The sequence below is a fragment of the Staphylococcus pasteuri genome, from assembly GCF_030547725.1.
Lineage (GTDB): Bacteria > Bacillota > Bacilli > Staphylococcales > Staphylococcaceae > Staphylococcus > Staphylococcus pasteuri.
In genome coordinates this window covers 39,419-64,028 of record NZ_JAUOQO010000005.1, presented here as the reverse complement: position 1 = coordinate 64,028, position 24,610 = coordinate 39,419, and the positions used below count along the sequence as shown (strand labels likewise).

Here is a 24,610-nt window from a genome sequence, read left to right as displayed (position 1 = left end):
GGATATCTTTAGAAATTATTTCAAGTAGCTTTTATGCCATCAATTTGTGGCATATGGATACTTAATTTCTAAGATATCCTTTTTTGTTTTTAAAGAAGTACAATCCTTTTATCTACAAAAGATTTGCACCTTACATTGAGTATGACAATAATGTTATGCATAATTGACTTTATTTATATTCTATTTATCTTATTCTTATGATATATTTTTCTAGATAGAAGAATTAAATAGAATTGAAGTGAAAAAATGACCCAGGAAAATAAAAGTAAATTATTATCTATATTAAAATTTGTGTTTGCTGCTGCACTATTTACGTTTGTAGTTTTCACGTTATATCGAGAATTATCTTCCATTAATTTCAAAAATACTTTAATGCAATTTGGTAAAATCAATCGTTTATGGATTGTATTATTGTTTATTAGCGGGGGAGCGTCTTTATTAATTTTATCTTTATATGATGTCATTCTTGTTAAATCACTTAAGTTAAAAATTCCTTTAATAAAAGTATTAAGAGTGAGTTATATTATTAATGCTTTAAATGCCATTGTAGGCTTTGGTGGGTTTATTGGAGCAGGTTTAAGAGCATTTATTTATAAAAATTATACCCAAGATAATAAGAAACTCGTTCACTATATATCTATCATACTCATTTCGATGTTAACAGGTTTGAGCTTGTTATCGATTTTAGTTGTTCTTCATGTGTTTAACGCATCTGATATGTTAGATAAAATATCATGGGTACGTTGGGTTTTATATATTGTTGCTTTATTTTTACCAGTATTTATTATTTATACGATTGTGAAACCTGCGGATACAAATAACCGATATATGGGCGTATATTGTACGTTAGTTTCTTGTGTTGAATGGTTAGCTGCTGCAGTTGTTTTATATTTTTCTGCATTAATTGTAGGTATTGATATTTCCTTTATGAATTTTATTGGTATTTTCATTATTGCAGCATTGTCTGGATTAGTTAGTTTTATTCCAGGAGGCTTTGGTGCATTTGATTTAGTAGTACTACTCGGTCTTAAATCACTTGGTATAAATGAGGAAAACATTTTATTAGCTTTATTACTATATCGTTTTGCTTATTATTTCGTACCTGTAGCCATTGCATTAGTATTATCTACATTTGAATTTGGTAATACAGCTAGAAAATATATCGAAGAATCTAAATATTTTGTTCCTGCAAAAGATGTTACGTCATTTTTAATGTCATATCAAAAGGATATTTTATCTAAAATTCCATCTTTTTCATTAGCGATTTTAGTATTTTTAACAAGTGTTATTTTCTTTATTAATAATTTAACAATCATATATGACGGATTATATGACGATAATCATTTGGCTTACTATTTAACATTATCTATTCATACAAGTGCTTGTTTATTATTAATGTTAAATGTAAAAGGAATATTTAAGCAAAGTCGACGTGCAATTATTTTTGCGATTATTTCGATTTTATTAATTTTTGCAGCAACAGTTTATACGTATGCGTCATTCATACTTTTAACATGGCTTTTGGTTATGTTAGTACTCTTGTTTATTGCTTATCGTCAATCAAAAGTGCTTAAGAGACCATTAAGATTAAAAAATGCCTTCTTATTTATATTAATAAGTATCATCGTACTTTATATTAATCATGTTATTATCTCTAGCACGTTATATGCACTCGATGTTTATAATATTGAAGTAGATACGACAGTGCTTAGATATTATTTCTGGATAACGATAGCTCTAATTACTATTATTGTTGCACTTATTGCATGGCTATTTGATTATCGATTTATTAAATCAAGTCAAAATAAAAATTTAGCTGTTTGTGAACAAATTATTCAACAATATGGTGGTAATTATTTAACGCATCTTATTTATAGTGGAGATAAAAATTATTTTATTCATGAAAACGAATCAGCCTTTTTGATGTATCGATATAAATCTAATGCTTTAGTAGTATTAGGTGATCCAGTTGGGGATACTGCATCGTTCGAATCTTTATTAGAAGCATTTTATGAATACGCTGAATATTATGGCTATGATATTATTTTTTATCAAGTAAGTGATAGATTCATGCCACTTTATCATAATTTTGGTAATCAATTCTTTAAACTTGGTGAAGAAGCGATTATTGATTTAACTACATTTACTACTTCTGGTAAAAAGCGTCGTGGTTTTAGAGCAACTTTAAATAAATTTGAAGATTTAAATATCAAATTTGAAATAATTGAGCCGCCATTTTCACAAGATATGTTCGAAACATTAAAAAATGTGAGTGATCAATGGTTAGAAGGTAGAAGTGAAATGCATTTTTCAGTAGGTCAATTTAGTGAAGATTATTTATCTAAAGCGCCGATTGGTATTATGCGAAATGAAGAAGGAAAAATTATAGCGTTCTGTACTCTAATGCCAACATATTTTAATGATGCTATTTCGGTTGATTTAATTCGTTGGTTGCCGGAATTAGATTTACCATTAATGGATGGATTGTATTTACACATGCTATCGTGGAGTAAAGAAAAAGGATATCAATCATTTAACTTAGGTATGGCGACGCTATCTAATGTAGGACAACTACATTATTCATATCTTAGAGAACGATTAGCAGGAAGAGTATTTGAACATTTTAATGGACTATATCGTTTCCAAGGTTTAAGACGTTATAAAGAAAAGTATGGTCCACAATGGGAGCCAAGATTTTTAGTTTATAGAAAAGATGCCTCGTTATGGCAATCTATGATTAAAGTAATGAGAGTTATACGTCACAAATAATATAATAAAAGCGATTGATGAAAATAAATGATTTCATCAATCGCTATTTTTGTATGTTTATACAACTTTCTCTGAATTAACAGTTAGTCTTTTTTATAATTTTTACGATCTTGTTCTTCTTTAGCATATCTTTCAGGTTGTTTCTTATAAAAATCTTGATGATATGCTTCTGCTTCATAAAACGTCGTTGCAGGTAAAATTTTAGTAGCAATCGCTTTATCAGCGTTGATTGTATTTTGCATTGACTTGATATAGTCTTCGGCTAGTTTCTTTTGATGTTCATTGGAATAGAAAATCGCCGTTTGATATTGAGAACCTCTATCTTGAAATTGTCCTTCATCATCTAAAGGATCAATTACAGAAAAAAAGATTTCTAATAATTTATTGTATGAGAATAATGCGACATCATATTCTACTTTTACAGTTTCATAGTGTCCAGTAGTGCCACTTTTAACCTGCTCGTATGTAGGATTAGCAATGTCTCCACCCATATATCCTGATGTAACTTTTTCTATTCCATCAAATGTATCAAAAGGTTTCGTCATACACCAAAAGCACCCACCCGCAAAATATGCAGTATTTATATTCATTTATGACACCCTTTCATTGGACCTTAGTACCATTTATTAAAAAAACCCTTGCTTTTTGAATACTTTTTCTATAACGTTAATACATATTAATTATAGATGATAGTATTATAATTTTAAAGGTATAAGGTAGGTAAATATGAGAGACGAGAAGGATAACAGAGAAGAAACTGAGTATAAACGACAAGCAGGTACATCAACTACACCTTCTAGGCGACGAAAGAAAAAAAGAGTGCGCAAATTACCTTTTATTATTTTATTAATTTTAATTATCTTCATCATTATTATTGCTTATATTGTTCATGGATATAATAGTGGTGTGAAGTATGCTGAAAAGCATGCTAAAGACATTAAAGTACATCAATTTAACGGTCCAGTGAAAAACGACGGTAAAATTTCTGTATTGGTTTTAGGCGCAGATAAAGCTCAGGGTGGTAAATCACGTACAGACTCCATTATGGTTGTACAATATGATTACATTCATAAAAAAATGAAAATGATGTCAGTCATGCGTGATATATATGCAGACATACCTGGATATGATAAATATAAAATTAATGCTGCTTATTCTCTTGGTGGTCCAGAATTACTAAGAAAAACATTAAATAAAAATTTAGGAATTAATCCTGAATATTACGCAGTGGTTGATTTTACTGGTTTTGAAAAAATGATAGATGAATTAGAACCTAATGGTGTTCCTATAGATGTAGAAAAAGATATGTCTGAAAATATTGGAGTATCATTGAAAAAAGGTCATCATCGTTTAAATGGTAAAGAGTTACTTGGTTACGCAAGATTTCGTCATGATGCAGAAGGCGATTTCGGACGTGTACGTCGTCAGCAACAGGTGATGCAAACACTTAAATCTGAATTAGTGAATTTTGGTACAGTTGCTAAGCTACCTAAAGTAGCTGGTATTCTTCGAGGATATGTGAATACAGATATGCCTGATTCAGCTATGTTCCAAACTGGAATAAGCTTTGGTATTCGAGGAGACAAAAATGTTGATTCATTAACTGTTCCTATTAAAAATTCTTATCAAGATATTACTACTAATAACGATGGTAGTGCATTGCAAATTGATAAAGCAAAAAACAAAAAAGCAATTCAAGACTTTTTTGATGACAAAAATGATAAAAAATAATACGAATAAAGCCACGCACAAGTTGTTAAGTGCGTGGCTTTATTTTATTTATCAACTTATTGATCTGATTTTCTAACTCCTGCAACACCATAATGATTTTTCTTCATTTCTTCAATGACTACATGGATAGCCTCTCTATTAGCACCTGTTGTTCTTTCTACCGCTGATGTTACTTCTGTAACTAAGTCTTTAAGTTGTTCATCTGAACGACCTTCTAATAATTTAACGTTTACGATTGGCATATGTCATTCCTCCAATGATATTTATTACACTCTTAGTATAGCATGAATAGTTAATAAAAAAACATTTTCCTTTTAGAACATTTGTTCGTTATATACTTGAATAAGAACATTTGTTCGTATATAATGAAAATGTATTAGGGAGGGGTAATGATGTATGACTATCATTTATTAGAAGATAGAGATGTACTATGTATTGATCAAAAGAGCTTTTTCGCAAGTGTGTCATGTATAGAAAAGGGATTGGATCCCTTAACAACAAAATTAGCAGTAGTTGCTGATACTAAAAGACAAGGCTCAGTCGTATTAGCTGCGACACCTAAACTTAAAGAATTAGGTGTTAAAACGGGATCAAGGTTATTTGAAATACCACATCGCAACGATATATATATTATTAATCCAAGTATGCGAAAGTATCTTAATGTTTCAGTAACTATATCTAAGATTGCTTTACGTTATGTGCCACCAGAAGATTTACATCAGTATAGTATTGACGAATTTTTTATGGATGTGACTGATAGTTATCATAGATTTAATTCAACTGTTGAAGCATTTTGCGAAAGGTTACAGAAAGAAATTCATGAAGAAACAGGTATTAGATGTACTATTGGTATAGGTTCCAATATGTTACTAAGTAAGGTAGCAATGGATATTGAAGCCAAGCATACAAAAAACGGTATTGCTGAATGGCGTTATCAGCATGTACCTGAAAAGTTATGGCCAATTCAACCATTAAGAGAATTTTGGGGAATAAATAGAAAGACAGAAGCTAAATTAAATAAAAGAGGAATTTTTACTATAGGTGATTTAGCTCAATATCCGTATCAATATTTAAAAAGGGATTTTGGGATATTAGGTGTGGATATGCATCTTCATGCTAATGGTATTGATCAAAGTAAAATGAGAGAAAAATATAAAGTCAATAATCCATCAATATGTAAAAGTCAGATATTGATGAGAGATTATGAATTTGAAGAAGCCAAAGTTGTTATGCAAGAGTTAATTGAGGATGTAGCAAGTAGGGTTCGAGCAAGAAAACAATTGGCACGTACCATACACTTCTCATTTGGTTATAGTGATGAAGGTGGCGTACATAAGCAATATACCTTGGAAGAAGGAACTAATTTAGAAAAAGATATTTTCAAAGTAGTTAACTATTTTGCGAACAAATTGTGTGATAAACAAGCATTATACCGGACATTAAGTGTGTCACTAACTCAATTTATAAATGAAAATGAAAGACAAATGAACTTGTTTATTGACGAATATGAACGGAAACGAGACGAAAAATTAGCAAAAACGATTGACCATTTACATTTGAAATATGGAAAAGGTATTGTTTCCAAGGCAACATCGTATACAGAAGCTGGTACGAAACATGGACGACTAGGACTTATGGCAGGTCATAAAATGTAATAAAACGCTAATAGAAATATTATTTTTAAAACGTAATAAGCATATTTTAACCTGAGACGTATTAATTAAAGTCTCAGGTTAAAATCATTGAATCATGAATATTACTCAATATAAGTATCAAATTGACTTAGTGCTTGAATACCACTTTCCCGATCTTCAGGAGTTTTAAAACTAATTTGTAAGGCACCATAAATATCTTCACGGACTTCTAAAATTTTAAGGTTGCTTATAGAAATATTATGTAAACCTAGAATGTGAGTAACTTTGCTAATCATACCCGGTTTATCCGGAATATCAACAAATAGATCATACGCAATAGATAGTGCACCTCGTTGTTTAGCGGGTAGTTGATCTCTGTAATCTTTAGCATTAGCAAAAAATTGATAAATATCTTCAGATTTTGAAGATGAAATCATTGTCATAACAGAACTAATTTGATTTTGTAAATCTTCTAAAATATCTAGAATGAAAGTTTTATTATTTAATGTGATATCTTTCCACATCTCTGCATTACTACTAGCAATTCGAGTTATGTCACGGAAGCCTCCTGCAGCTAATTGTTGTACTAAATGATGTTTTTCTACGTGGTCGGCACTTAAGTGAACTAGACTGGACGCGACTATATGTGGGACGTGACTAACAATACCAGTAACAAAGTCATGCTCATTAGCGTCAGTGAATATAAATTTAGCTAACGTTGATTTTAATAATTCTTGGATTTTCTCAGCAGCTTTTTTATTTGCCTTTTGATTAAAGACAAGTAAATAATAGGCATTTTCGAAAAGATGTTTTTTTGCATTTAATACGCCAGATTTATGACTACCAGCCATTGGATGACCACCAACTAGATGGATATCATGTTCTAACAACTCATTTTCAAAAGATTGAATTGTTGATTTAGTACTACCAGTATCTGTAACAATTAAATGGGGTTTAGTATTTAATTTAGTTAAATGTTTAAGATAGTAGACAGTTTGTTCAACAGGGGTAGCATAAATGATCATATCAGCATTTTCAACAGCTTGGGTATAATGAATAGCTTTGTTATCGATAATACCAATTGATAGTGCTTTATCTAACTGTGATTCGTCTGCATCGAAAGCTGTAATAGTAATGTCTTGATGATAATATTTTAAATTACTTGCTAAACTCCCACCAATCAAACCAAGTCCTACGAATAATATGTTTTTCATGAATGACCACCTATTTCGAAATTTTCAGAATACTAATATTGTAAAAGACGAGAGCAACGGAATCAATAGAAATATATATTAGAATATATTAGTTAAATAGTCTAAACTGAAACTAAACATATTATGCAGGAAAGGGTAAATAAGATGAATAATATTTTACAAACTATAAAGACATTAACAGAAATTAATAGTCCATCAGGTAATGCTGAAAAAGCAATAAATTTTGTAAAGGATATAGCAGAAGATTTAGGTTATCAAACCGAACTCACTAACAAAGGTGCTTTGATTATAACAGTAGATGGAGACAATCAAAGTCAACAGCGATGTATTACAGCTCATGTTGATACATTAGGTGCAATGGTTAAAGAAATAAAAGAGAATGGAAGATTAGCTATAGATTTAATTGGAGGATTTCATTTTAATGCTATAGAAGGCGAATATTGTGAAATCCAAACAGAATCTGGTGATGTCTATACAGGAACGATATGTTTACACGAAACGAGTGTACACGTATATAAAGATAATCATGAAATACCGAGAGATTTAGAACATATGGAAATAAGAATAGATGAAAAGACAAATTCAGTTCAAGAAACTAAAGATTTAGGTATTGAAGTAGGGGACTTTGTTAGCTTTGATCCTAGAACACAAATTACAACATCTGGTTTCATTAAGTCACGCCATCTTGATGATAAAGCAAGTGTAGCAATGATTATTGAGTTATTGAAAAAAATTAAGCAAGATAATATTAATTTACCTCATACTACACAGTTTTATATTTCTAATAATGAAGAAATTGGCTATGGTGCAAATGCGTCACTTTCAAATAACATTGTGGATTTTATTGCGTTAGATATGGGCGCTTTAGGTGATGGACAATCATCTGATGAATATACAGTTTCAATATGTGCAAAAGATAGCTCTGGCCCATACCATAAAGGATTGAGATCTCAATTAGTACAATTATGCAAATTAAATGCCATACCATATAAAGTAGATATTTATCCTTATTATACTTCTGATGCTACAACAGCACTGAAAGCAGGAGCTGATATTCGCCATGGGTTATTTGGAGCTGGAATAGAATCTTCACATGCATTAGAAAGAACACATATTGAATCTATTGAAGCAACACAAAATCTTTTGTATGCGTATTGTATGTCACAAATTTCAAAATAAATTTTGATTTTACGTTGACAAATATTCAAGTGGAATGTATTATACTAAATAATTAGAATTGTTAAACAATTCGGAAGATAAAGTAGCGAATATGATTTGTAGCAAATAGAAAGCTAATGGTTAATGTAAATTAGCACAGCATATTCAGTGAATTGGGCTTTCGAATATAAAATTAAATAGTATAAAAGTGAGCAATAATAATTTGTTAACTAAGGTGGCACCACGGTAACGCGTCCTTATTGATTTTACGCGTTTCGTGGTGCTTTTTTCATTGATGCAAAATGTAGTAGTTTGTAGCAAGGTAGTATCAGAAAGTTAGTGTGTGATGAGAACTAACACCTCTATAAATGAAATTGGGTTTTGCAAATAAAGACAAATAATTAAATAAAGAAAATGAGTGAACGTTTAATATTCTGAATGTTGAGAATATTGCGTTAATTAAGGTGGTACCACGCGTCAGCGTCCTTTTATAGGAGGCTGATTTTTATTTGCATAAAAATCATTCTTCATAAATAAGGAATCTAATAAAACAAACTAAAAAATAAACATGAATAAGAAAGCAATATTAATCAAAAAGGAGTATTCAAAAGTGGAAATATATTATGAAAAGCTACAAGCCAATATAACACCAGAAACTTTAGCTCAACTCAAAAACCGAAAAATCATTTTAGAAAGTTCGAGTCAGAATAAACTTAAGGGAAGGTATTCCATTGTTGTATTTGATAGTTATGGACAAATCACGCTAGATAACAATCAAGTTCATATTAGTACTCAACACAAAAACGAATCTATAACAGAGAAACCATATCAATATTTAAAACAATTTGTTAATCAGTACTATGAAGATATAGAAGATAAAAGTTTACAAGAATTACCTTTTATCTCAGGTTTTATTGGAACATGCAGTTTTGATTTAGTAAGACATGAATTTCCTATATTACAAAACATAAATTTAGATGATCATCCACAACATGATGTTAATTTTCACATGATAGAAGACGTTTATATATTTGATCATTACAAAGAAGAATTATATGTCATTAGTACAAATCTATTCTCTCAAGTAGCTCGAGAAAAATTAATTACACGTGTAAAGGAAAGAATCAATCAACTCAAAACGATTCAAGTATATCAACCAAGTATTCAATTTAAACCTAAGGACAAACAAATAGAAACCAACATAAGTGAACAACATTTCATGGAAATTGTCAGTGATTTTAAAAAGAAAATAACTGAAGGGGACATGTTTCAAGTGGTACCTTCAAGGATTTATCGCTATAAACATCATTTTGAAAATCAACGTCAATCATTATCATTTCAGTTATATCAAAATTTAAAAAGACAAAATCCAAGTCCATACATGTATTACATCAATATGAGTGAACCAATTATTGTAGGTAGTTCGCCTGAAAGTTTTGTCAAAGTACATGACGGTTTAGTTGAAACCAACCCAATTGCTGGAACTATTAAAAGAGGACGCACACTAGAAGAAGATGAAGCTAATGCACGTCAGCTCATTAATGACGAAAAAGAACGCAGCGAACATAGTATGTTAGTAGACTTAGGTAGAAATGATATTCACAGGATATGCCGAAATGGAACGTCTCATATTAAGAAATTGATGGAAATAGAGAAATATGAACACGTAATGCATATAGTAAGCGAAGTCACAGGGCAAATTAAAAAAGATATTTCACCAATGTCTGTGATAGCAAGTTTATTACCAACCGGAACAGTTTATGGTGCACCAAAACTAAGAGCAATACAAAGAATTTATGAAGTTATGCCCACCAAACGTGGTGTATACAGCGGTGGCATTGGTTATATCAATTGTAATCATAACTTAGACTTTGCACTTGCAATACGAACAATGATGATTGATGACACATATATCAATGTAGAAGCAGGTTGTGGCGTTGTTTATGATTCTGTACCACAGAAGGAATTAGAAGAAACTAAATTAAAAGCTAAAAGTTTATTGGAGGTGTCACCATGATATTAATTATCGATAATTATGACTCATTTACTTATAACCTAGTTGATATCGTAATGCAGCATATGCCAAAAGAAGATGATGTCACTGTACTATATCCAGATGATGAAAAGGTAATGAATCAAGACGTAGATGGTGTCATTATTTCACCTGGACCAGGGCACCCATTGGATAATCAATTATTAATTAACATTATTGAATGTTATAAAGATAAACCCATACTTGGCGTTTGTTTAGGAGCGCAAGCACTCACGTGTTTTTACGATGGAAAAGTAATACAAGGTGAAACTGTGATGCATGGAAAAGTAGATGAAATAAAGCAAAATGGCAACTCCATACTATATAGAGACTTACCTCTAAACTTTAATGTCATGCGATACCACTCATTAGTTAGTGACGCAAAACATTTTCCTAAGTCACTAATTATAACTGGAACAACAAATGATTGTATCCAGTCATTTGAACACGAAAATCAATTGCATTTTGGAATTCAATATCATCCAGAATCTTTTGCAACAGAACACGGAGAAGATATTATTAAAAACTTTATTAATTTAGCAGTAAAGGGTGATTAGATGGAAATTTTACAACAACTAGAAAAGCAACAACACTTAAACGAAGAAGATATGAAATCATTTATAAATTTAATGATTAATCCAGAAGTTGAAAATCAAGTTAAATATAAGGCTTTAAAAACATATACTGATAAAGAAATGCAGCAAACTGAGTTAACATTTTTAACTAAAAGTTTAATTAAAACAATGTATAAAGAACAACCTTACTATGAAGGCGCAATGTGTGTATGTGGTACGGGAGGGGACAAGTCAGGAAGTTTTAATATTTCGACAACCGCTTCATTTATAGTTGCTAGTGCAGGAGCTTTAATTGTGAAGCACGGAAACAAGAGTATCACTTCTAATTCTGGAAGCACAGATTTACTCAATCAATTAAATATAAATACTACAAAAGTTAACGATGTGATTAACACATTACAACAATATAACTTAGCATTTGTCAGCGCTACAGAATCCTATCCAATTATGAAATATATTCAACCCATTAGAAAAATGATGTCAAAGCCAACTATTTTCAATCTAGTGGGGCCGTTAATTAATCCTTTTAAATTAACATACCAAGTAATGGGGATTTATGATCCTAATCAATTAGGTAATGTCGCTCAAACAGTAAAAGATCTGGGGCGTAAGAAAGCAATTGTGCTTCATGGCGCAGGAGGCATGGATGAAGCAAGTTTATCAGGGGACAATTTAATTTATGAAGTAAATGCTGGTAAAGATATAGAAACATATACGATTAATGCTAAAGACTTCGGATTACGCAATGTGTCTAATGATACTTTAAAAGGCGGCACACCTGAGGAAAATAAAGCAATTACAGTAAATATATTGAATGGACAAGATCACACAAGTAAAAGAGATGTTGTTGTGTTGAATGCAGGTATAGCTTTATATGTTGCAGAAAAAGTTAATGATATCCAGACAGGTATCAATCTTGCTCAATACTTAATAGATAGTGGCTTAGCTATGAAACAATATTTAAGAATGGTGGGGAATTAAATGACAATATTAGATGAAATTGTAAGTTATAAAAAGAAATTATTATCGTCTCATTATTATCAAGAAAAATTAATATCACTCAAATCATACAACAATGAACACACGCCACACCTAAAGAAAAAAACATTAAAAGAAAGTTTAGCCAATGATGAACAACTTTCTATCATTGCAGAAATAAAATCTAAAAGTCCTTCTGTAAATCAATTACCAGAACGAGATTTATCACAGCAAATTAAAGATTATGAAACGTATGGGGCTAATGCAATATCAATACTTACTGATGAACAATATTTTGGAGGAAGCTTTGAAAGGTTACAAGAGTTAGCACCACAAACAACATTACCCATTTTATGTAAGGATTTTATCATAGATGAAATTCAAATAGATGTAGCAAAAACTGCAGGAGCATCGATTATTTTACTTATTGTTAATATTTTATCTGATGAACAGCTTCAACGATTATACCAATATGCGACACAACTTAATTTAGAAGTGTTAGTAGAAGTTCATGACAAAGATGAACTTAATAGAGCATATCAAATACAGCCAGAAATAATAGGAATTAATAATAGAGACTTAAAGCAATTTGTAACTGATGTTAATCATACAAATGACATTTTAGCAGATAGGGAAGATGGATTTTATTATATTTCTGAGAGTGGCATTCATAATAAGTCTGATGTTGAACAAATTATAAACTCAGGTATCGATGGATTACTTATTGGAGAAGCTTTAATGAAATGTGATGATTTAAGTCAATTTCTACCAACACTTAAGTTAAACAAGGTGAAATCATGTATTTAAAATTTTGTGGATTCAGATATGAAGATGATGTGAAAAAGGCAATTGAGAGTGATATCGATGCGATAGGATTTATCCATTTTTCCAAAAGTCGACGTCATCTAGACATTAATCAAATTCAGCATTTGTCAGCGCTTGTTCCTAAGACTATACAACGTGTAGTTGTTGTAGTGAATCCAGATAAGAATCAAATCCAACAACTAGTTACGCTTACTAATATTGATACAATCCAATTTCATGGTAACGAAAATATTGAACTTATCAAATGGGTTAAACACCAATATCCAAATATTAAAATTTTTAAAGCGTTACCCGCTACTCAAGACCTCAATAGTCAACTTGATTTATATAAACCGTATGTTGATTTATTTATTATAGATACACCATCTATTGAATATGGTGGTACAGGTCAAACTTTTGATTGGAATTTAATAAAACATATTGAAGATACACCATTTTTAATAGCAGGTGGTCTCAATGATGAACATATTAAGACGATTCAACATATGCCTTTAAAACATTTAGGTTATGATATCGCCTCTGGTATTGAAACAAATGAACGAAAAGATAAACGCAAAATGAAAACAATCTTTAATATAGTGAAAGGGGAATGAGTTATGATTAAACAAATACAAACGGAAGCAGATGAATTAGGGTTCTTTGGAGAATATGGTGGACAATATGTACCGGAGACATTAATGCCAGCAATCATAGAACTAAAACAAGCATACCAAAAAGCTAAAAATGATCAAACATTTCAAGATGAACTTCAATATTATTTAAAAGAATATGTAGGGAGAGAAACACCATTAACTAATGCCAAAGCATATACAGAGCAGTTAGGTGGAGCAAAAATTTATTTAAAAAGAGAAGACCTTAACCACACTGGTGCGCATAAAATTAATAATGCACTTGGACAAGCGTTATTAGCAAAACGTATGGGAAAACGTAAACTAGTAGCTGAAACAGGTGCTGGACAACATGGCGTGGCTAGCGCAACAGTTGCCGCATTATTCGATATGGAACTTATTGTTTTTATGGGAAAAGAAGATATTCAAAGACAACAATTGAATGTATTTAGAATGGAATTGTTAGGCGCTAAAGTTGTTTCGGTTGAAGAAGGTCAAGGCACTTTATCAGATGCAGTAAACAAGGCATTGCAATATTGGGTTAGTCATGTTGAAGATACACATTATCTTTTAGGGTCTGCATTAGGGCCAGATCCATTTCCAACAATAGTTAGAGATTTACAAAGCGTAATAGGAAAAGAAATAAAATCTCAAATATTGAACAAAGAGCATCGATTACCGAATGCAATCGTTGCTTGTATTGGTGGTGGCTCTAACGCTATCGGCACATTTTATCCATTTATTCAAGATGATGTGAAGCTATATGGTGTTGAAGCAGCAGGTAAAGGTAAAAATACTGATAAACATGCACTTGCAATTGGTAAGGGAAATCCTGGAGTTTTACATGGTGCCAAAATGTATTTAATTCAAGATAAGCATGGACAAGTGCAATTAGCACATTCCATTTCAGCTGGTTTAGATTATCCAGGTATTGGTCCTGAGCATTCTTATTATAACGACATTGGACGTGTAACTTATACCGAAGCTAGTGATGAACAGGCTATGGAAGCTTTAATACGTTTCACTAAAGCTGAAGGAATTATTCCAGCCATTGAAAGTGCGCATGCATTAAGTTATGTAGAAAGACTAGCTCCAACTATGAATAAAGATGACATCATTGTTGTAACACTTTCTGGTCGTGGTGATAAAGATATGAATACGATACGTCAATACACACAACAAAGAGGTGACACAAATGAGTAAACTATTTATTCCATATATAATGGGCAATTCTAAAATGATAGAACATATGAAAGTGTTGAGTCAGTGTGGCGCAGATATTATTGAAGTTGGTGTACCATTTTCAGATCCAGTGGCAGATGGACCGACAATAATGGAAGCTGGTGGAAAAGCTATAGAAGAAGGTATTACAATTGAATACATTTTCGATCAACTAGAATTACATCAATTAGAAATTAAAAGTCAGTATGTGTTAATGACTTACTATAATATTATTTGTAATTATGGTGAAAAAGCATTTTTTGAAGCTTGTCAACGAGCAGGTGTTTATGGAGTGATTATACCTGATTTACCATTTGAACTTGCTCAAAAATTAAAACAACAAACACATGAAAGTAATGTGAAAATAATTCCATTAATTGCTATGACAACGACTGAAGAACGAATGAAATTAATAGCTGAAAAAGCTGAAGGTTTTATTTACACTGTTACAATGAATGCAACTACTGGAAAAAATGGTGAGTTCCATCCAGAGTTAAAATCCAAACTTAATTTAATTAAACGAACTGCTCAGGTTCCGGTCGTAGCTGGTTTTGGAATTAGAAATGTGCAACACGTTAAAGATATTTCACAAATTGCAGATGGAGTAGTCATAGGTAGTGAAATAGTAAGACGCTTCGATAATGATTCGACTGAAGAAAATATTAAATATTTCAACTCGATACGACATGCACTAAATCAATAATTTAAATATATGGATTTTAATTCATAGCATGATAAATCAGAAAAATGTAAATATAAAGGATATATGTAATTTAATACACGTATTATGATAGAACTTAATCAAATTGCATAAATTTTACAATGTTTTAAGGGAAGTCATTGGCAATAGGTTTGTAAATGCATTAAAATAATAGATGATAATACATTAATAGTATGGGTTTATATATTTAACTCATACTATTATTTATTACATTTAGTCAAAATAAGTTGAAAAAGGTTATGAAAGGCATTCTTAATATTATTAAAACAATTAATTTTTAAGGTGTACCAGTAATAACTTATATGGACACCATAAATAGCAATATTTATATTGCACATATTTAAGTATTATTAGATATTATATACATAGAAAGTAACATCATTTGAACATAGTATAATTTGAACTTAAATCGAATTCTTAACAGAGATAAAAATAGAGATAAAAACAATAGGAGTTATGATAATGAAGTTTACAAACTTAACAGCGAAGGAATTTGGCGATTTTACAGACCAAATGCCTTACACCCATTTCACACAAATGATAGGTAACTATGAATTGAAACTTGCTGAAGGTACAGAGTCACATTTAGTTGGTATTAAGAATAATGACAATGAAGTCATTGCAGCATGTTTACTAACAGCAGTACCAGTGTTGAAATTCTTCAAGTATTTCTATACTAATAGAGGTCCAGTCATTGATTATGATAATAAAGAATTAGTTCATTACTTTTTTAATGAATTAACTAAATATGTTAAAAAACATAACTGTCTTTATTTAAGAGTAGATCCGTATGTACCGTATCAATATTTAAATCATGATGGGGAAGTCCTTGGAAATGCCGGCCATGATTGGATATTTGATAAAATGATATCACTAGGGTTTAAACATGAAGGTTTTCATAAAGGCTTTCATCCAGTATTACAAGTTAGATATCATTCAGTATTAGACTTAAAAGACAAGACTGCTAAAGATGTTTTAGACGGAATGGATAATTTACGTAAACGTAATACTAAAAAGGTACAAAAAAATGGTGTGAAAGTTAAATTCTTATCCGAAGAAGAATTACCAATATTTAGATCATTTATGGAAGATACATCAGAAACTAAAGAATTCCAAGATAGAGACGATAATTATTATTATGATCGTTTTAAACATTTCAAAGATCGAGTTTTAGTGCCATTAGCATATATTAATTTTGATGAATATATTGAAGAGTTAAATAATGAAAAAGAAACACTAAACAAAGATTTAAATAAAGCCATCAAAGATATTGAAAAGCGCCCAGATAATAAAAAATCACATAATAAAAAGGCTAACTTAGAGCAACAAATAGCTGCTAATCAACAGAAATTAGATGAAGCAGAACGACTTCAAGCAGAACATGGTAATGAATTACCAATTTCTGCAGGTTACTTCTTTATTAATCCTTTCGAAGTTGTTTACTATGCAGGCGGTACGTCAAACAAATATCGACACTTCGCAGGTAGTTATGCTGTACAATGGACAATGATTAATTATGCACTAGAACATGGCATCAACCGTTATAATTTCTATGGAATCAGTGGGGACTTCACAGAAGATGCAGAAGATGCTGGTGTAATTAAATTTAAAAAAGGCTATAATGCTGATGTCATTGAATATGTAGGAGATTTTCTTAAACCAATAAATAAACCTATGTACACTGTTTATACTACATTAAAGAAATTACTTAAAAAATAAACATAAATAATAAATTTTTATTAGGAAGGGAATTATCTAAATATGAAATTTACAGAGTTGACAGTTAAAGAATTTGAGAACTTTGTACAAAATCCATCTTTAAAAAGTCATTATTTTCAAGTAAAAGAAAATATTGCTACTCGTGAAACAGATGGTTTTCAGGTTGTATTATTAGGTATAAAAGATGAAAGTAATAAGGTCATTGCAGCAAGTCTATTTTCTAAAATTCCAACAATGGGTAGTTACGTTTATTATTCAAACCGCGGCCCTGTTATGGATTATTCTGACTTAGGACTAGTTGACTTTTATTTGAGAGAGTTAGAAAAATACTTACAACAACATCAATGTTTATATGTCAAAATGGATCCATATTGGATTTATCAAATTTATGATAAAGATATTAAACCTCTAGATAATCATGAAAAAAATGATGCACTCGTTAATTTATTTAAATCACATGGCTATGAGCATCATGGATTTACAACAACATATGATAATTTCAGTCAAGTAAGATGGATGGGTGTATTAAATTTAGAAGGAAAAACACCAGCATCATTGAAAAAAGAATTTGATAGTCAACGTAAAAGAAATATTAATAAAGCGATAAACTACGGAGTTAAAGTAAGATTTTTAAGTAGGGACGAATTTGATATCTTCTTAGAACTTTATCGTGAAACTGAAGAAAGAACTGGTTTTGCTTCTAAAACGGATCAATACTTTTATAATTTTATAGACCATTATGGAGATAAAGTATTAGTTCCTTTAGCATATATTGATTTAGATGAATATATTGAATCATTACAGCATTCACTAAATGATAAAGAAAGTCGCCGCGATCAAATGATGGCTAACGAAAATAAAAGTGATAAGCAACTTAAGAAAATTAGTGAGTTAGACAAACAAATTGAGCATGACAAAAAAGAAATGCTTCAAGCGAGTGAAATTCGTCAAACTGATGGTTCAATATTGAATCTTGCTTCAGGTGTATACTTTGCTAATGCTTATGAAGTTAACTATTTCTCAGGTGGTTCATCAGAAAAATTCAATCAATACATGGGTCCATACATGATGCATTGGTTCATGATTAATTATTGCTTCGATAATGGCTATGATCGTTACAATTTTTATGGCTTATCTGGTGATTTTACTGAAAATAGTGAGGACTACGGTGTTTATCGCTTTAAACGAGGCTTTAATGTTCAAATTGAAGAGTTAATAGGAGATTTTTATAAGCCAATTAACAAAGTGAAATATTGGTTATTCACTACATTAGATCGTATTCGTAGAAAAGTAAAAAAGTAAGTTAAATAGAATAATTCATTGTATTTAAGAGGTTGGGACCAGTGTCTCAATCTCTTTTTTTATTTATCTACTTTATTCAAAAGTTAAAATCTACAAATAAATATTATAAAAATTCTAATTTTTATAATCATATTGCACCCTACTAAAATAATCATAGCATAATAGAATCGCTTAACAACAATAGTTATAGCGAAATTTTTAATAAATTATTTATAAGTGGAATATATCTAAAATTAGCAAAAATAAAACAAACTACGTACAGGAATGTTTAAATCTATTATTTAATTTACAAATATGTATAAATAGATTTGTGTTAATAATCGTGTACCGAAGTTTAGAGTTATATGATTTTATATGTTAAATTTCATTAATAATATATGTGTAAAAAGAATTCATATAGATGATTAATTGTTAATATCAATAGATATGTCAGTCATGCGATATGACATAACCTGAAGTTGTAGCATTTATTGGTATCTCACATAATAGTCTTAGTTTCTGTGAGATTATAACAGTTAGCATTTAATAGAAATTATTTGATGGTCTGTATCAAAGTAATAATTTATCTTATATTGAGATTAACAAGCTAATGGATATTATTAACTATAGACTTATAAAAATCAATACAGGATAAATTAAGGTTTAATAGTTATAAGTCATACAAAAACAAAACTACTTAAAAATATAACGAATTGTAAAATATAAAATACGGTAGTGAAATTTAGAATTTAAGAATAATCCAAGGAGACTAAGTTGTTTTTTAATTTTAGTTTACATAATATATATTATAGGAAGTTATAGATATTCGATACAGGGGACCCTATTTTCAGTTTATTACAAATGAATTTCGTTTTTTAACGCTAACTTACACTATGCTATAATAAGTTCATCATTTTAGTTTAGGAGTTTTGTTTTATGAATTTTGTTTTTGATATTGATGGTACGATTTCATTTGATGGTCTACATGTAGATCAACGTATTATCGATCGTATATTTAAACTACATGCTAACGGTCATCAAGTTATATTTGCATCAGCACGTCCAATTAGAGATTTATTACCAGTAATTCCAGAATTTGAAGATTTTACACTTATTGGTGGCAATGGCTCAATTATTTCTCAAAATGGTCGTATTGAAGTTATTAAATCAATCCCACTCGATGATTTGCAATTAATTAAAGATATTGTAAATGCATACCAACTAAAATACATATTTGATGATAAATACAACTATTCAACGAACTTAGATACTACAAATGAATTATTTCAACGAATTGACCCTAATAATACTGCAAAGGCTTTAGATATGAATGACATTTCTCAACCAATTAAAGCCATTATATTAGAAATTCGTAAAGATGATTTTGAAGAAATTGCTACGTTTTTAGCTGAAAAATCTAAATCAGTTGAACTTATACATCATCTTAATGAACGATATATTGATATTACAGCTCAAGGTATTGATAAACATACTACTATCCAAAAACTCATTGGTAATACCACTGAATATATAGCTTTTGGTAACGATCATAACGATATTCAAATGCTAGAACATGCTACACAAGGCTACTTTGTCACAAATGAACATATGGACCATACAACATTCATCAATAATACTAATATTACATTAATTGAAAATACTAATGAAGCCGTATGTGAAGTAATAGATAAATGGTTGTAAAATAAGTAAAATTTCTATTGATAATGATTCTCATTTTCAATTATAATATTGATAAGGAGGATTATTATGAAAAATACATGTAAATTATTATTTATTTTAATGATAGGATTAATTTTAGTAGCTTGTAGTCAAGGTTCTCATAAATCAAAGGAACAAAATAAAGACACAGTTACTATAAAGAATACATATGAATTTAAAGATAAAAACAATACCCACTCTAAAGGAGATAAGAAAACTGAGACAGTCAAGGTACCTAAAAATGCTAAAAATGTCGCAGTTATGGACTACGGTGCTTTAGATATTATGCAACAAATGGGTCTTCAAAGTCATATTAAAGCAATTGCGAAAGGTCAAGGTAATAGCTTTTTGCCCCACTCTTTATCTGAATTCAAAGATAAAAAATACATTAATTTAGGAAACCCTGGGCGACCTAATTATGATAATTTAGCTAAAGCAAAACCAGACTTAATACTTGCTTCTTTCAGACAAGCACATACGAAAACGGTTGATGAAATGAAGAAGGCAGCACCTAATGCTAAAATTTTATTTGTAAGCCCCGATAACGATAACTATATTTCTTCAATTGAAAATACGACAAATCAACTTGGTAAAATATTTGATAAAAAGCAAAAAGCCAAATCTTTAAATAAACAATTGAAAGATAAAGTTAAAGAAACACAACGTGTAATTACTAAAGACAAAGTATTATTATTGTTGGTTGATGATAAAGGTATGAAAGCATTTGCTAATACTGGTCGTTTTGGTGGCTTTTTAAATAAAGATCTAGGTATTCAACATGCTGATGACAATATGAAAGCAAATTCAGCGGGAAATCAAGTGAGTTATGAATACTTAAATAAAATTAATCCTGATAAAATATTCGTAATTAACCGTACTAAAGATGGTAATGACAAAACTATACCTAAAGAATTAAATAATAAAGTCATTAAAAATGTTAAAGCAATTGAAAATGATGAAGTATATCAATTTGAATCAAATGCATGGTACTTTGGTGAAGGTGGACATCAACTTACAATTGATCAACTTGACCATATACAAGATGCCTTTAAAAATAAAAAGTAACATTCAATAAAACAATAAAAAAGTGAGTGAGGTTGGCAATGTAATGCCTTCCCCACTCACTTTTTAACTTATTTATTCAAATGCTTGAACAAGTTGTTTAGTATAAGGATGTCGGTCCTCATTAAATAACAATCCAGTTTCAAAATCATCAACAATTTCGCCATTTTGTAATACAATCATACGTTGACACATCCGCTGAATGACAGACAAATCGTGTGAAATCATAATTAAAGTTTGTATATGTTTTTGATAATTTTCTTTTAAAATATCTAACATGTGTTGTTCTGCGATAACATCTAAATTGGATGTAATTTCATCGCAAATTAATATTTGTGGTTTTGCGAGTAACGTACGCATCAAGTTAAAACGTTGTAGCTGACCACCACTTAATTCATTTGGATATTTTGTTAGTAAAGATAACGGTAAATTAAATGATTGTGTTGTATCGTTGATGATTTTATCAATATCATTATCATTATACTTTTTATAGTAGATCAAAGGTTCAGACAATGACTGTTGGATAGTCATATTAGGATTAAAACTTTCTGAAGCATGTTGAAATACAGGTAGTATGTCTTGAGTATCTGACTTAATAAATCCCTCTGATGGGCTGTGTTCATTCATTAATAATGAGGCAAGTGTACTCTTCCCTGACCCACTTTCCCCAACAATACCAACGATTTCATTATCTTGTATTGTTAAATTAATATGTTTCAACACAGGTAGATTTTTATGGTAATTGAAAGAAACATTGTCTAATTTAATCATGTTCATCCCTCTTTAAATGACTTCTAGAATGTAATAATTGTTGAGAATAAGGATTGATATGGTGACTTTGAAAATAGTTAAGGTCGCCATAATCTATGATTTGTCCAAATTTCATAACATTAATATAATCTGCATATTTTAAAACATGACTCATGTTATGAGTAACAATTAAAAGGGTTTGATGATGATCTTTAACAATATGTTGTAATAAATCCATAATTTGTTGTCCATTTACAACGTCCAAAGATGCAACCGGTTCATCAGCAATAATGAGTTTCGGGTCAAGCATAAGTACGCTAGCGATATATACACGTTCTAACTGCCCTCCTGATAATTGAAAGCTATAACGTTGTAATATAAATTCACCTTCTAAGTTCACCCATCCTAATGCTTTATTTACTTTAGAAATAGCCTCTTGTTTTGTTACATCGTAATGGGTGCGATAAATAGCAACAAGTTGTTTGCCTAGTTTAGAGTGGTCATTGAAACTTTGTGTATAATTTTGAGAAATATACCCGATATCTTTACCTAATTGGTATTGAATAGTGCCATGAGAGTGATCATTAAAATGAAAATGATCACAATTAACTCGAAAATGCGACGGTAGTTGATTTAATATAAAACGCATCAATAGCGTTTTTCCTGCCCCACTTTCACCAATGATGGCATTTACTTGTTTATCATATATAGTAAAATCGACATTTGTTATTAGTTGGTTTCTATGTTCGTCTTCAATTGAGAGATTTTTAATGTCTATAGTATTCAATTATCGATTTCCCCTTTCTAATAAACGATCACGTAAAGCATCACCGGTTAAATTAAATATTAAGATTGTAATAGCAATAGTCGTTGCAGGTGCAATCATCATAATAGGATGAGAAGTTATAAAATCACGTCCTGCTTGCAACATCGCGCCCCATTCTGGTGAAGGTGGTTGAGCACCAAGACCTAAAAATGATAACGAACTAATATATAAAATAATTTTCCCAAAGTCTACAATGACTAATACTAATATTGATGGTAATACTTTAGGCAATAAATGTTTAAAAAGAATCTTCGATGTAGGTACTTTGAAAAGTTGTGCCATACGTATATAAGATTGATGCATCTCGCTGTTAACTATTCCTCTTGTGACTCTTGTATAATTCATCCATTTTATAACTGTAATAGCTATAACTAAATTCCAAATACTTGGATGAAAGAAACTTGCTAAAGCAATCATAATAACAAATTCTGGAATACTTAATCCGATATCGATTGCACGCATAATAATATTGTCTGTCCAACCTTTTTTATAACCTGCTAATAAACCAAGTGGAACGCCAATAATGACTGTAATGATAAGTGTTAATACTGTTACCAACAAAGTTGAACGTGCACCAACAACTAAACGTGTAAATAAATCTCTTCCGTAATCATCAGTTCCTAAAAAGTGTTTTCCACTCATTGGCTCAAATGTTTGAGATAAATTAACTTTTATAGCAGTTTCATCATTTACAAAAAATTGCATCAGAATAATGATTAAAATATAAATGAAAAATACATAAAATATCCAGTTTTTCTTGTTGAATTTAATTTTCATGAGGTGTCGCCTCCTTTTGTTCATATCCTTGAGACGATTTCTTTGTATTACGGTGTGAAGCCAAACGTTGTTTTGGGTCTAACATTACACTTAATAAATCAGCTAAGGTATTAATAATAATGACTAAAGTGCCGATAAATAAAACAACGCCTTGGATAACGGGATAATCTCTAGAACGTATACTATCGACTAAAAAAGCACCTAAACCAGGTATTTCAAATAGATTTTCAATAACCACCGTACCTCCGACTAAACTACCTACTGATAACCCAATCAATGGAATGGTTGGTAAAAGTGCAGGTTTTAATAAATCATGAAATAGAATATAGTGTTCAGACATACCTCGTAATCGAGAAACTTGTACGATCGGACTTTGATATAAATCTAACAAATTAGATCTAATTAATCTAATGAGGTATGCGCACATACCAATACTCATTGTTAAAATTGGAAGTATATATGAAACAAATTGACCATCACTAGCTGGTGGTAAGATGTTTAATTTCAAATCAAATATATATAATAAAAGTATACCTATAAAAAATGCAGGTAAACTGACCAATAATGAAGTACCTATTCTTATTATTTTATCAATTGGGCGATGATAATGGATTGCTGCTAAGATACCTAATGGTAATGAAATAATAATAGAAACAACAAGTGTACCTAAAGTTATAATTAAAGTTGGGGGTGCATAGTTAGTGATTTCTTGAGTAACTGGCTCATTTGTTTGATAACTAACACCTAAATCCAAATGTAAAATTTGATTGATCCAATGCCACCATTGAATAAATATGGAATCATTTAGTCCAAGTTTGTCCTCTGTTGCTTTAATTTGTGTATTTGAAACTTGTGCAGTATCTAAATGTAAAATCTTATCAACTGGATTACCCGGTGATAATTTCATCAATAAAAAAGTAATCGTTGATAAAACTAACAGCACAACAATCATTTGTATGCACTTTGCAGTGATTATTTTAAAAATATTCATTGATATCTCTCCATAAAAA

General features: G+C 30.3%; 22 protein-coding genes. 15 read left to right on the top strand and 7 right to left on the bottom strand.

Annotated elements, in window-relative coordinates; all coding sequences use genetic code 11:
* The first annotated feature begins 246 nt into the window (after nucleotides 1–246).
* The gene (gene mprF / locus Q4528_RS06715; protein WP_046466642.1) at nucleotides 247–2,769 is read left to right on the top strand and encodes a bifunctional lysylphosphatidylglycerol flippase/synthetase MprF; all 2,523 of its coding nucleotides are present in this window, start codon (nucleotides 247–249) and stop codon (nucleotides 2,767–2,769) included.
* A gap of 83 nt (nucleotides 2,770–2,852) precedes the next feature.
* On the opposite strand, the gene msrA is transcribed toward mprF, so the two are convergent.
* Nucleotides 2,853–3,359, bottom strand: a complete 507-nt coding sequence (gene msrA, locus Q4528_RS06710; RefSeq protein ID WP_303521015.1) for a peptide-methionine (S)-S-oxide reductase MsrA — start codon at nucleotides 3,357–3,359, stop codon at nucleotides 2,853–2,855.
* Nucleotides 3,360–3,495: 136 nt separating this feature from the next.
* Between msrA and Q4528_RS06705 the strand changes: the two genes are divergently transcribed.
* Nucleotides 3,496–4,500, top strand: a complete 1,005-nt coding sequence (locus tag Q4528_RS06705) for an LCP family protein (protein ID WP_017636419.1) — start codon at nucleotides 3,496–3,498, stop codon at nucleotides 4,498–4,500.
* 56 nt (nucleotides 4,501–4,556) lie between these two features.
* On the opposite strand, the gene thmT is transcribed toward Q4528_RS06705, so the two are convergent.
* On the bottom strand, nucleotides 4,557–4,742 hold the full coding sequence (thmT, locus tag Q4528_RS06700; protein ID WP_017636418.1) for a 2-hydroxymuconate tautomerase: 186 nt from the start codon (nucleotides 4,740–4,742) through the stop codon (nucleotides 4,557–4,559).
* A gap of 150 nt (nucleotides 4,743–4,892) precedes the next feature.
* On the opposite strand from thmT, the gene Q4528_RS06695 reads away from it, so the two are divergent.
* The gene (locus Q4528_RS06695) at nucleotides 4,893–6,155 is read left to right on the top strand and encodes a Y-family DNA polymerase (protein WP_017636417.1); all 1,263 of its coding nucleotides are present in this window, start codon (nucleotides 4,893–4,895) and stop codon (nucleotides 6,153–6,155) included.
* A 101-nt stretch (nucleotides 6,156–6,256) separates the two neighbouring features.
* Here Q4528_RS06695 and Q4528_RS06690 read toward each other — a convergent pair whose 3' ends face one another.
* The gene (locus Q4528_RS06690) at nucleotides 6,257–7,348 is read right to left on the bottom strand and encodes a prephenate dehydrogenase (RefSeq protein WP_046466643.1); all 1,092 of its coding nucleotides are present in this window, start codon (nucleotides 7,346–7,348) and stop codon (nucleotides 6,257–6,259) included.
* Nucleotides 7,349–7,492: 144 nt separating this feature from the next.
* Between Q4528_RS06690 and Q4528_RS06685 the strand changes: the two genes are divergently transcribed.
* The 12 genes from Q4528_RS06685 (at nucleotide 7,493) to Q4528_RS06630 (ending at nucleotide 21,250) form a co-directional block, all read left to right on the top strand.
* A complete protein-coding gene (locus Q4528_RS06685) occupies nucleotides 7,493–8,527 on the top strand; it encodes a M42 family metallopeptidase (protein WP_046466644.1) in 1,035 nt (344 codons plus the stop codon).
* Between the two features lie 589 nt (nucleotides 8,528–9,116).
* Complete coding sequence (locus tag Q4528_RS06680) at nucleotides 9,117–10,523, top strand: anthranilate synthase component I (RefSeq protein WP_046466645.1); 1,407 nt, start codon at nucleotides 9,117–9,119, stop codon at nucleotides 10,521–10,523.
* Complete coding sequence (locus tag Q4528_RS06675; RefSeq protein ID WP_046466646.1) at nucleotides 10,520–11,095, top strand: anthranilate synthase component II; 576 nt, start codon at nucleotides 10,520–10,522, stop codon at nucleotides 11,093–11,095. The genes Q4528_RS06680 and Q4528_RS06675 overlap by 4 nt, the downstream gene beginning before the upstream one ends.
* Nucleotides 11,096–12,094, top strand: a complete 999-nt coding sequence (gene trpD, locus Q4528_RS06670) for an anthranilate phosphoribosyltransferase (RefSeq protein WP_046466647.1) — start codon at nucleotides 11,096–11,098, stop codon at nucleotides 12,092–12,094.
* Nucleotides 12,095–12,898, top strand: a complete 804-nt coding sequence (trpC, locus tag Q4528_RS06665) for an indole-3-glycerol phosphate synthase TrpC (RefSeq protein ID WP_046466648.1) — start codon at nucleotides 12,095–12,097, stop codon at nucleotides 12,896–12,898.
* The gene (locus Q4528_RS06660; RefSeq protein ID WP_108000418.1) at nucleotides 12,889–13,509 is read left to right on the top strand and encodes a phosphoribosylanthranilate isomerase; all 621 of its coding nucleotides are present in this window, start codon (nucleotides 12,889–12,891) and stop codon (nucleotides 13,507–13,509) included. The genes trpC and Q4528_RS06660 overlap by 10 nt, the downstream gene beginning before the upstream one ends.
* Before the next feature lie 3 nt (nucleotides 13,510–13,512).
* Nucleotides 13,513–14,727, top strand: a complete 1,215-nt coding sequence (trpB, locus tag Q4528_RS06655) for a tryptophan synthase subunit beta (protein WP_046466650.1) — start codon at nucleotides 13,513–13,515, stop codon at nucleotides 14,725–14,727.
* Nucleotides 14,720–15,448, top strand: coding sequence for a tryptophan synthase subunit alpha (gene trpA / locus Q4528_RS06650; protein ID WP_046466651.1), 729 nt, complete (start codon nucleotides 14,720–14,722; stop codon nucleotides 15,446–15,448). The genes trpB and trpA overlap by 8 nt, the downstream gene beginning before the upstream one ends.
* A gap of 480 nt (nucleotides 15,449–15,928) precedes the next feature.
* Nucleotides 15,929–17,185, top strand: a complete 1,257-nt coding sequence (locus Q4528_RS06645) for an aminoacyltransferase (protein WP_046466652.1) — start codon at nucleotides 15,929–15,931, stop codon at nucleotides 17,183–17,185.
* Between the two features lie 42 nt (nucleotides 17,186–17,227).
* Nucleotides 17,228–18,487 carry an aminoacyltransferase gene (locus Q4528_RS06640; RefSeq protein ID WP_046466653.1) on the top strand — a complete coding sequence of 420 codons (1,260 nt, stop codon included), beginning with the start codon at nucleotides 17,228–17,230 and terminating at the stop codon, nucleotides 18,485–18,487.
* Between the two features lie 915 nt (nucleotides 18,488–19,402).
* Complete coding sequence (locus tag Q4528_RS06635; protein ID WP_046466654.1) at nucleotides 19,403–20,167, top strand: HAD-IIB family hydrolase; 765 nt, start codon at nucleotides 19,403–19,405, stop codon at nucleotides 20,165–20,167.
* Nucleotides 20,168–20,233: 66 nt separating this feature from the next.
* Entirely contained in the window at nucleotides 20,234–21,250 is a 1,017-nt protein-coding gene (locus tag Q4528_RS06630) for a siderophore ABC transporter substrate-binding protein (protein ID WP_046466655.1), read from the top strand.
* Between the two features lie 72 nt (nucleotides 21,251–21,322).
* Here the strand turns inward: Q4528_RS06630 and Q4528_RS06625 are convergent, their stop codons facing one another.
* Genes Q4528_RS06625 through nikB form a run of 4 tightly spaced genes read right to left on the bottom strand, consistent with a single transcriptional unit; the run spans nucleotide 21,323 to nucleotide 24,591 of the window.
* A complete protein-coding gene (locus tag Q4528_RS06625) occupies nucleotides 21,323–22,018 on the bottom strand; it encodes an ABC transporter ATP-binding protein (protein WP_017636985.1) in 696 nt (231 codons plus the stop codon).
* On the bottom strand, nucleotides 22,011–22,784 hold the full coding sequence (locus Q4528_RS06620) for an ATP-binding cassette domain-containing protein (protein ID WP_017636984.1): 774 nt from the start codon (nucleotides 22,782–22,784) through the stop codon (nucleotides 22,011–22,013). Before Q4528_RS06620 ends, Q4528_RS06625 begins: the two co-directional genes overlap by 8 nt.
* A complete protein-coding gene (nikC, locus tag Q4528_RS06615) occupies nucleotides 22,785–23,600 on the bottom strand; it encodes a nickel transporter permease (RefSeq protein ID WP_017636983.1) in 816 nt (271 codons plus the stop codon).
* The gene (gene nikB / locus Q4528_RS06610; protein ID WP_017636982.1) at nucleotides 23,590–24,591 is read right to left on the bottom strand and encodes a nickel ABC transporter permease; all 1,002 of its coding nucleotides are present in this window, start codon (nucleotides 24,589–24,591) and stop codon (nucleotides 23,590–23,592) included. The genes nikC and nikB overlap by 11 nt, the downstream gene beginning before the upstream one ends.
* Nucleotides 24,592–24,610 lie beyond the last annotated feature (19 nt).

Coding starts and splice junctions, on each gene's coding strand:
- Q4528_RS06625 (WP_017636985.1), bottom strand. CDS start 22,018: ATGATTAAATTAGACAATGTTTCTTTCAATTACCATAAAAATCTACCT.
- trpA (WP_046466651.1), top strand. CDS start 14,720: ATGAGTAAACTATTTATTCCATATATAATGGGCAATTCTAAAATGATA.
- Q4528_RS06705 (WP_017636419.1), top strand. CDS start 3,496: ATGAGAGACGAGAAGGATAACAGAGAAGAAACTGAGTATAAACGACAA.
- Q4528_RS06675 (WP_046466646.1), top strand. CDS start 10,520: ATGATATTAATTATCGATAATTATGACTCATTTACTTATAACCTAGTT.
- Q4528_RS06630 (WP_046466655.1), top strand. CDS start 20,234: ATGAAAAATACATGTAAATTATTATTTATTTTAATGATAGGATTAATT.
- Q4528_RS06640 (WP_046466653.1), top strand. CDS start 17,228: ATGAAATTTACAGAGTTGACAGTTAAAGAATTTGAGAACTTTGTACAA.
- thmT (WP_017636418.1), bottom strand. CDS start 4,742: ATGCCAATCGTAAACGTTAAATTATTAGAAGGTCGTTCAGATGAACAA.
- Q4528_RS06690 (WP_046466643.1), bottom strand. CDS start 7,348: ATGAAAAACATATTATTCGTAGGACTTGGTTTGATTGGTGGGAGTTTA.
- nikC (WP_017636983.1), bottom strand. CDS start 23,600: ATGAAAATTAAATTCAACAAGAAAAACTGGATATTTTATGTATTTTTC.
- Q4528_RS06695 (WP_017636417.1), top strand. CDS start 4,893: ATGTATGACTATCATTTATTAGAAGATAGAGATGTACTATGTATTGAT.
- trpB (WP_046466650.1), top strand. CDS start 13,513: ATGATTAAACAAATACAAACGGAAGCAGATGAATTAGGGTTCTTTGGA.
- mprF (WP_046466642.1), top strand. CDS start 247: ATGACCCAGGAAAATAAAAGTAAATTATTATCTATATTAAAATTTGTG.
- trpC (WP_046466648.1), top strand. CDS start 12,095: ATGACAATATTAGATGAAATTGTAAGTTATAAAAAGAAATTATTATCG.
- Q4528_RS06645 (WP_046466652.1), top strand. CDS start 15,929: ATGAAGTTTACAAACTTAACAGCGAAGGAATTTGGCGATTTTACAGAC.
- Q4528_RS06660 (WP_108000418.1), top strand. CDS start 12,889: ATGTATTTAAAATTTTGTGGATTCAGATATGAAGATGATGTGAAAAAG.
- msrA (WP_303521015.1), bottom strand. CDS start 3,359: ATGAATATAAATACTGCATATTTTGCGGGTGGGTGCTTTTGGTGTATG.
- Q4528_RS06685 (WP_046466644.1), top strand. CDS start 7,493: ATGAATAATATTTTACAAACTATAAAGACATTAACAGAAATTAATAGT.
- nikB (WP_017636982.1), bottom strand. CDS start 24,591: ATGAATATTTTTAAAATAATCACTGCAAAGTGCATACAAATGATTGTT.
- trpD (WP_046466647.1), top strand. CDS start 11,096: ATGGAAATTTTACAACAACTAGAAAAGCAACAACACTTAAACGAAGAA.
- Q4528_RS06635 (WP_046466654.1), top strand. CDS start 19,403: ATGAATTTTGTTTTTGATATTGATGGTACGATTTCATTTGATGGTCTA.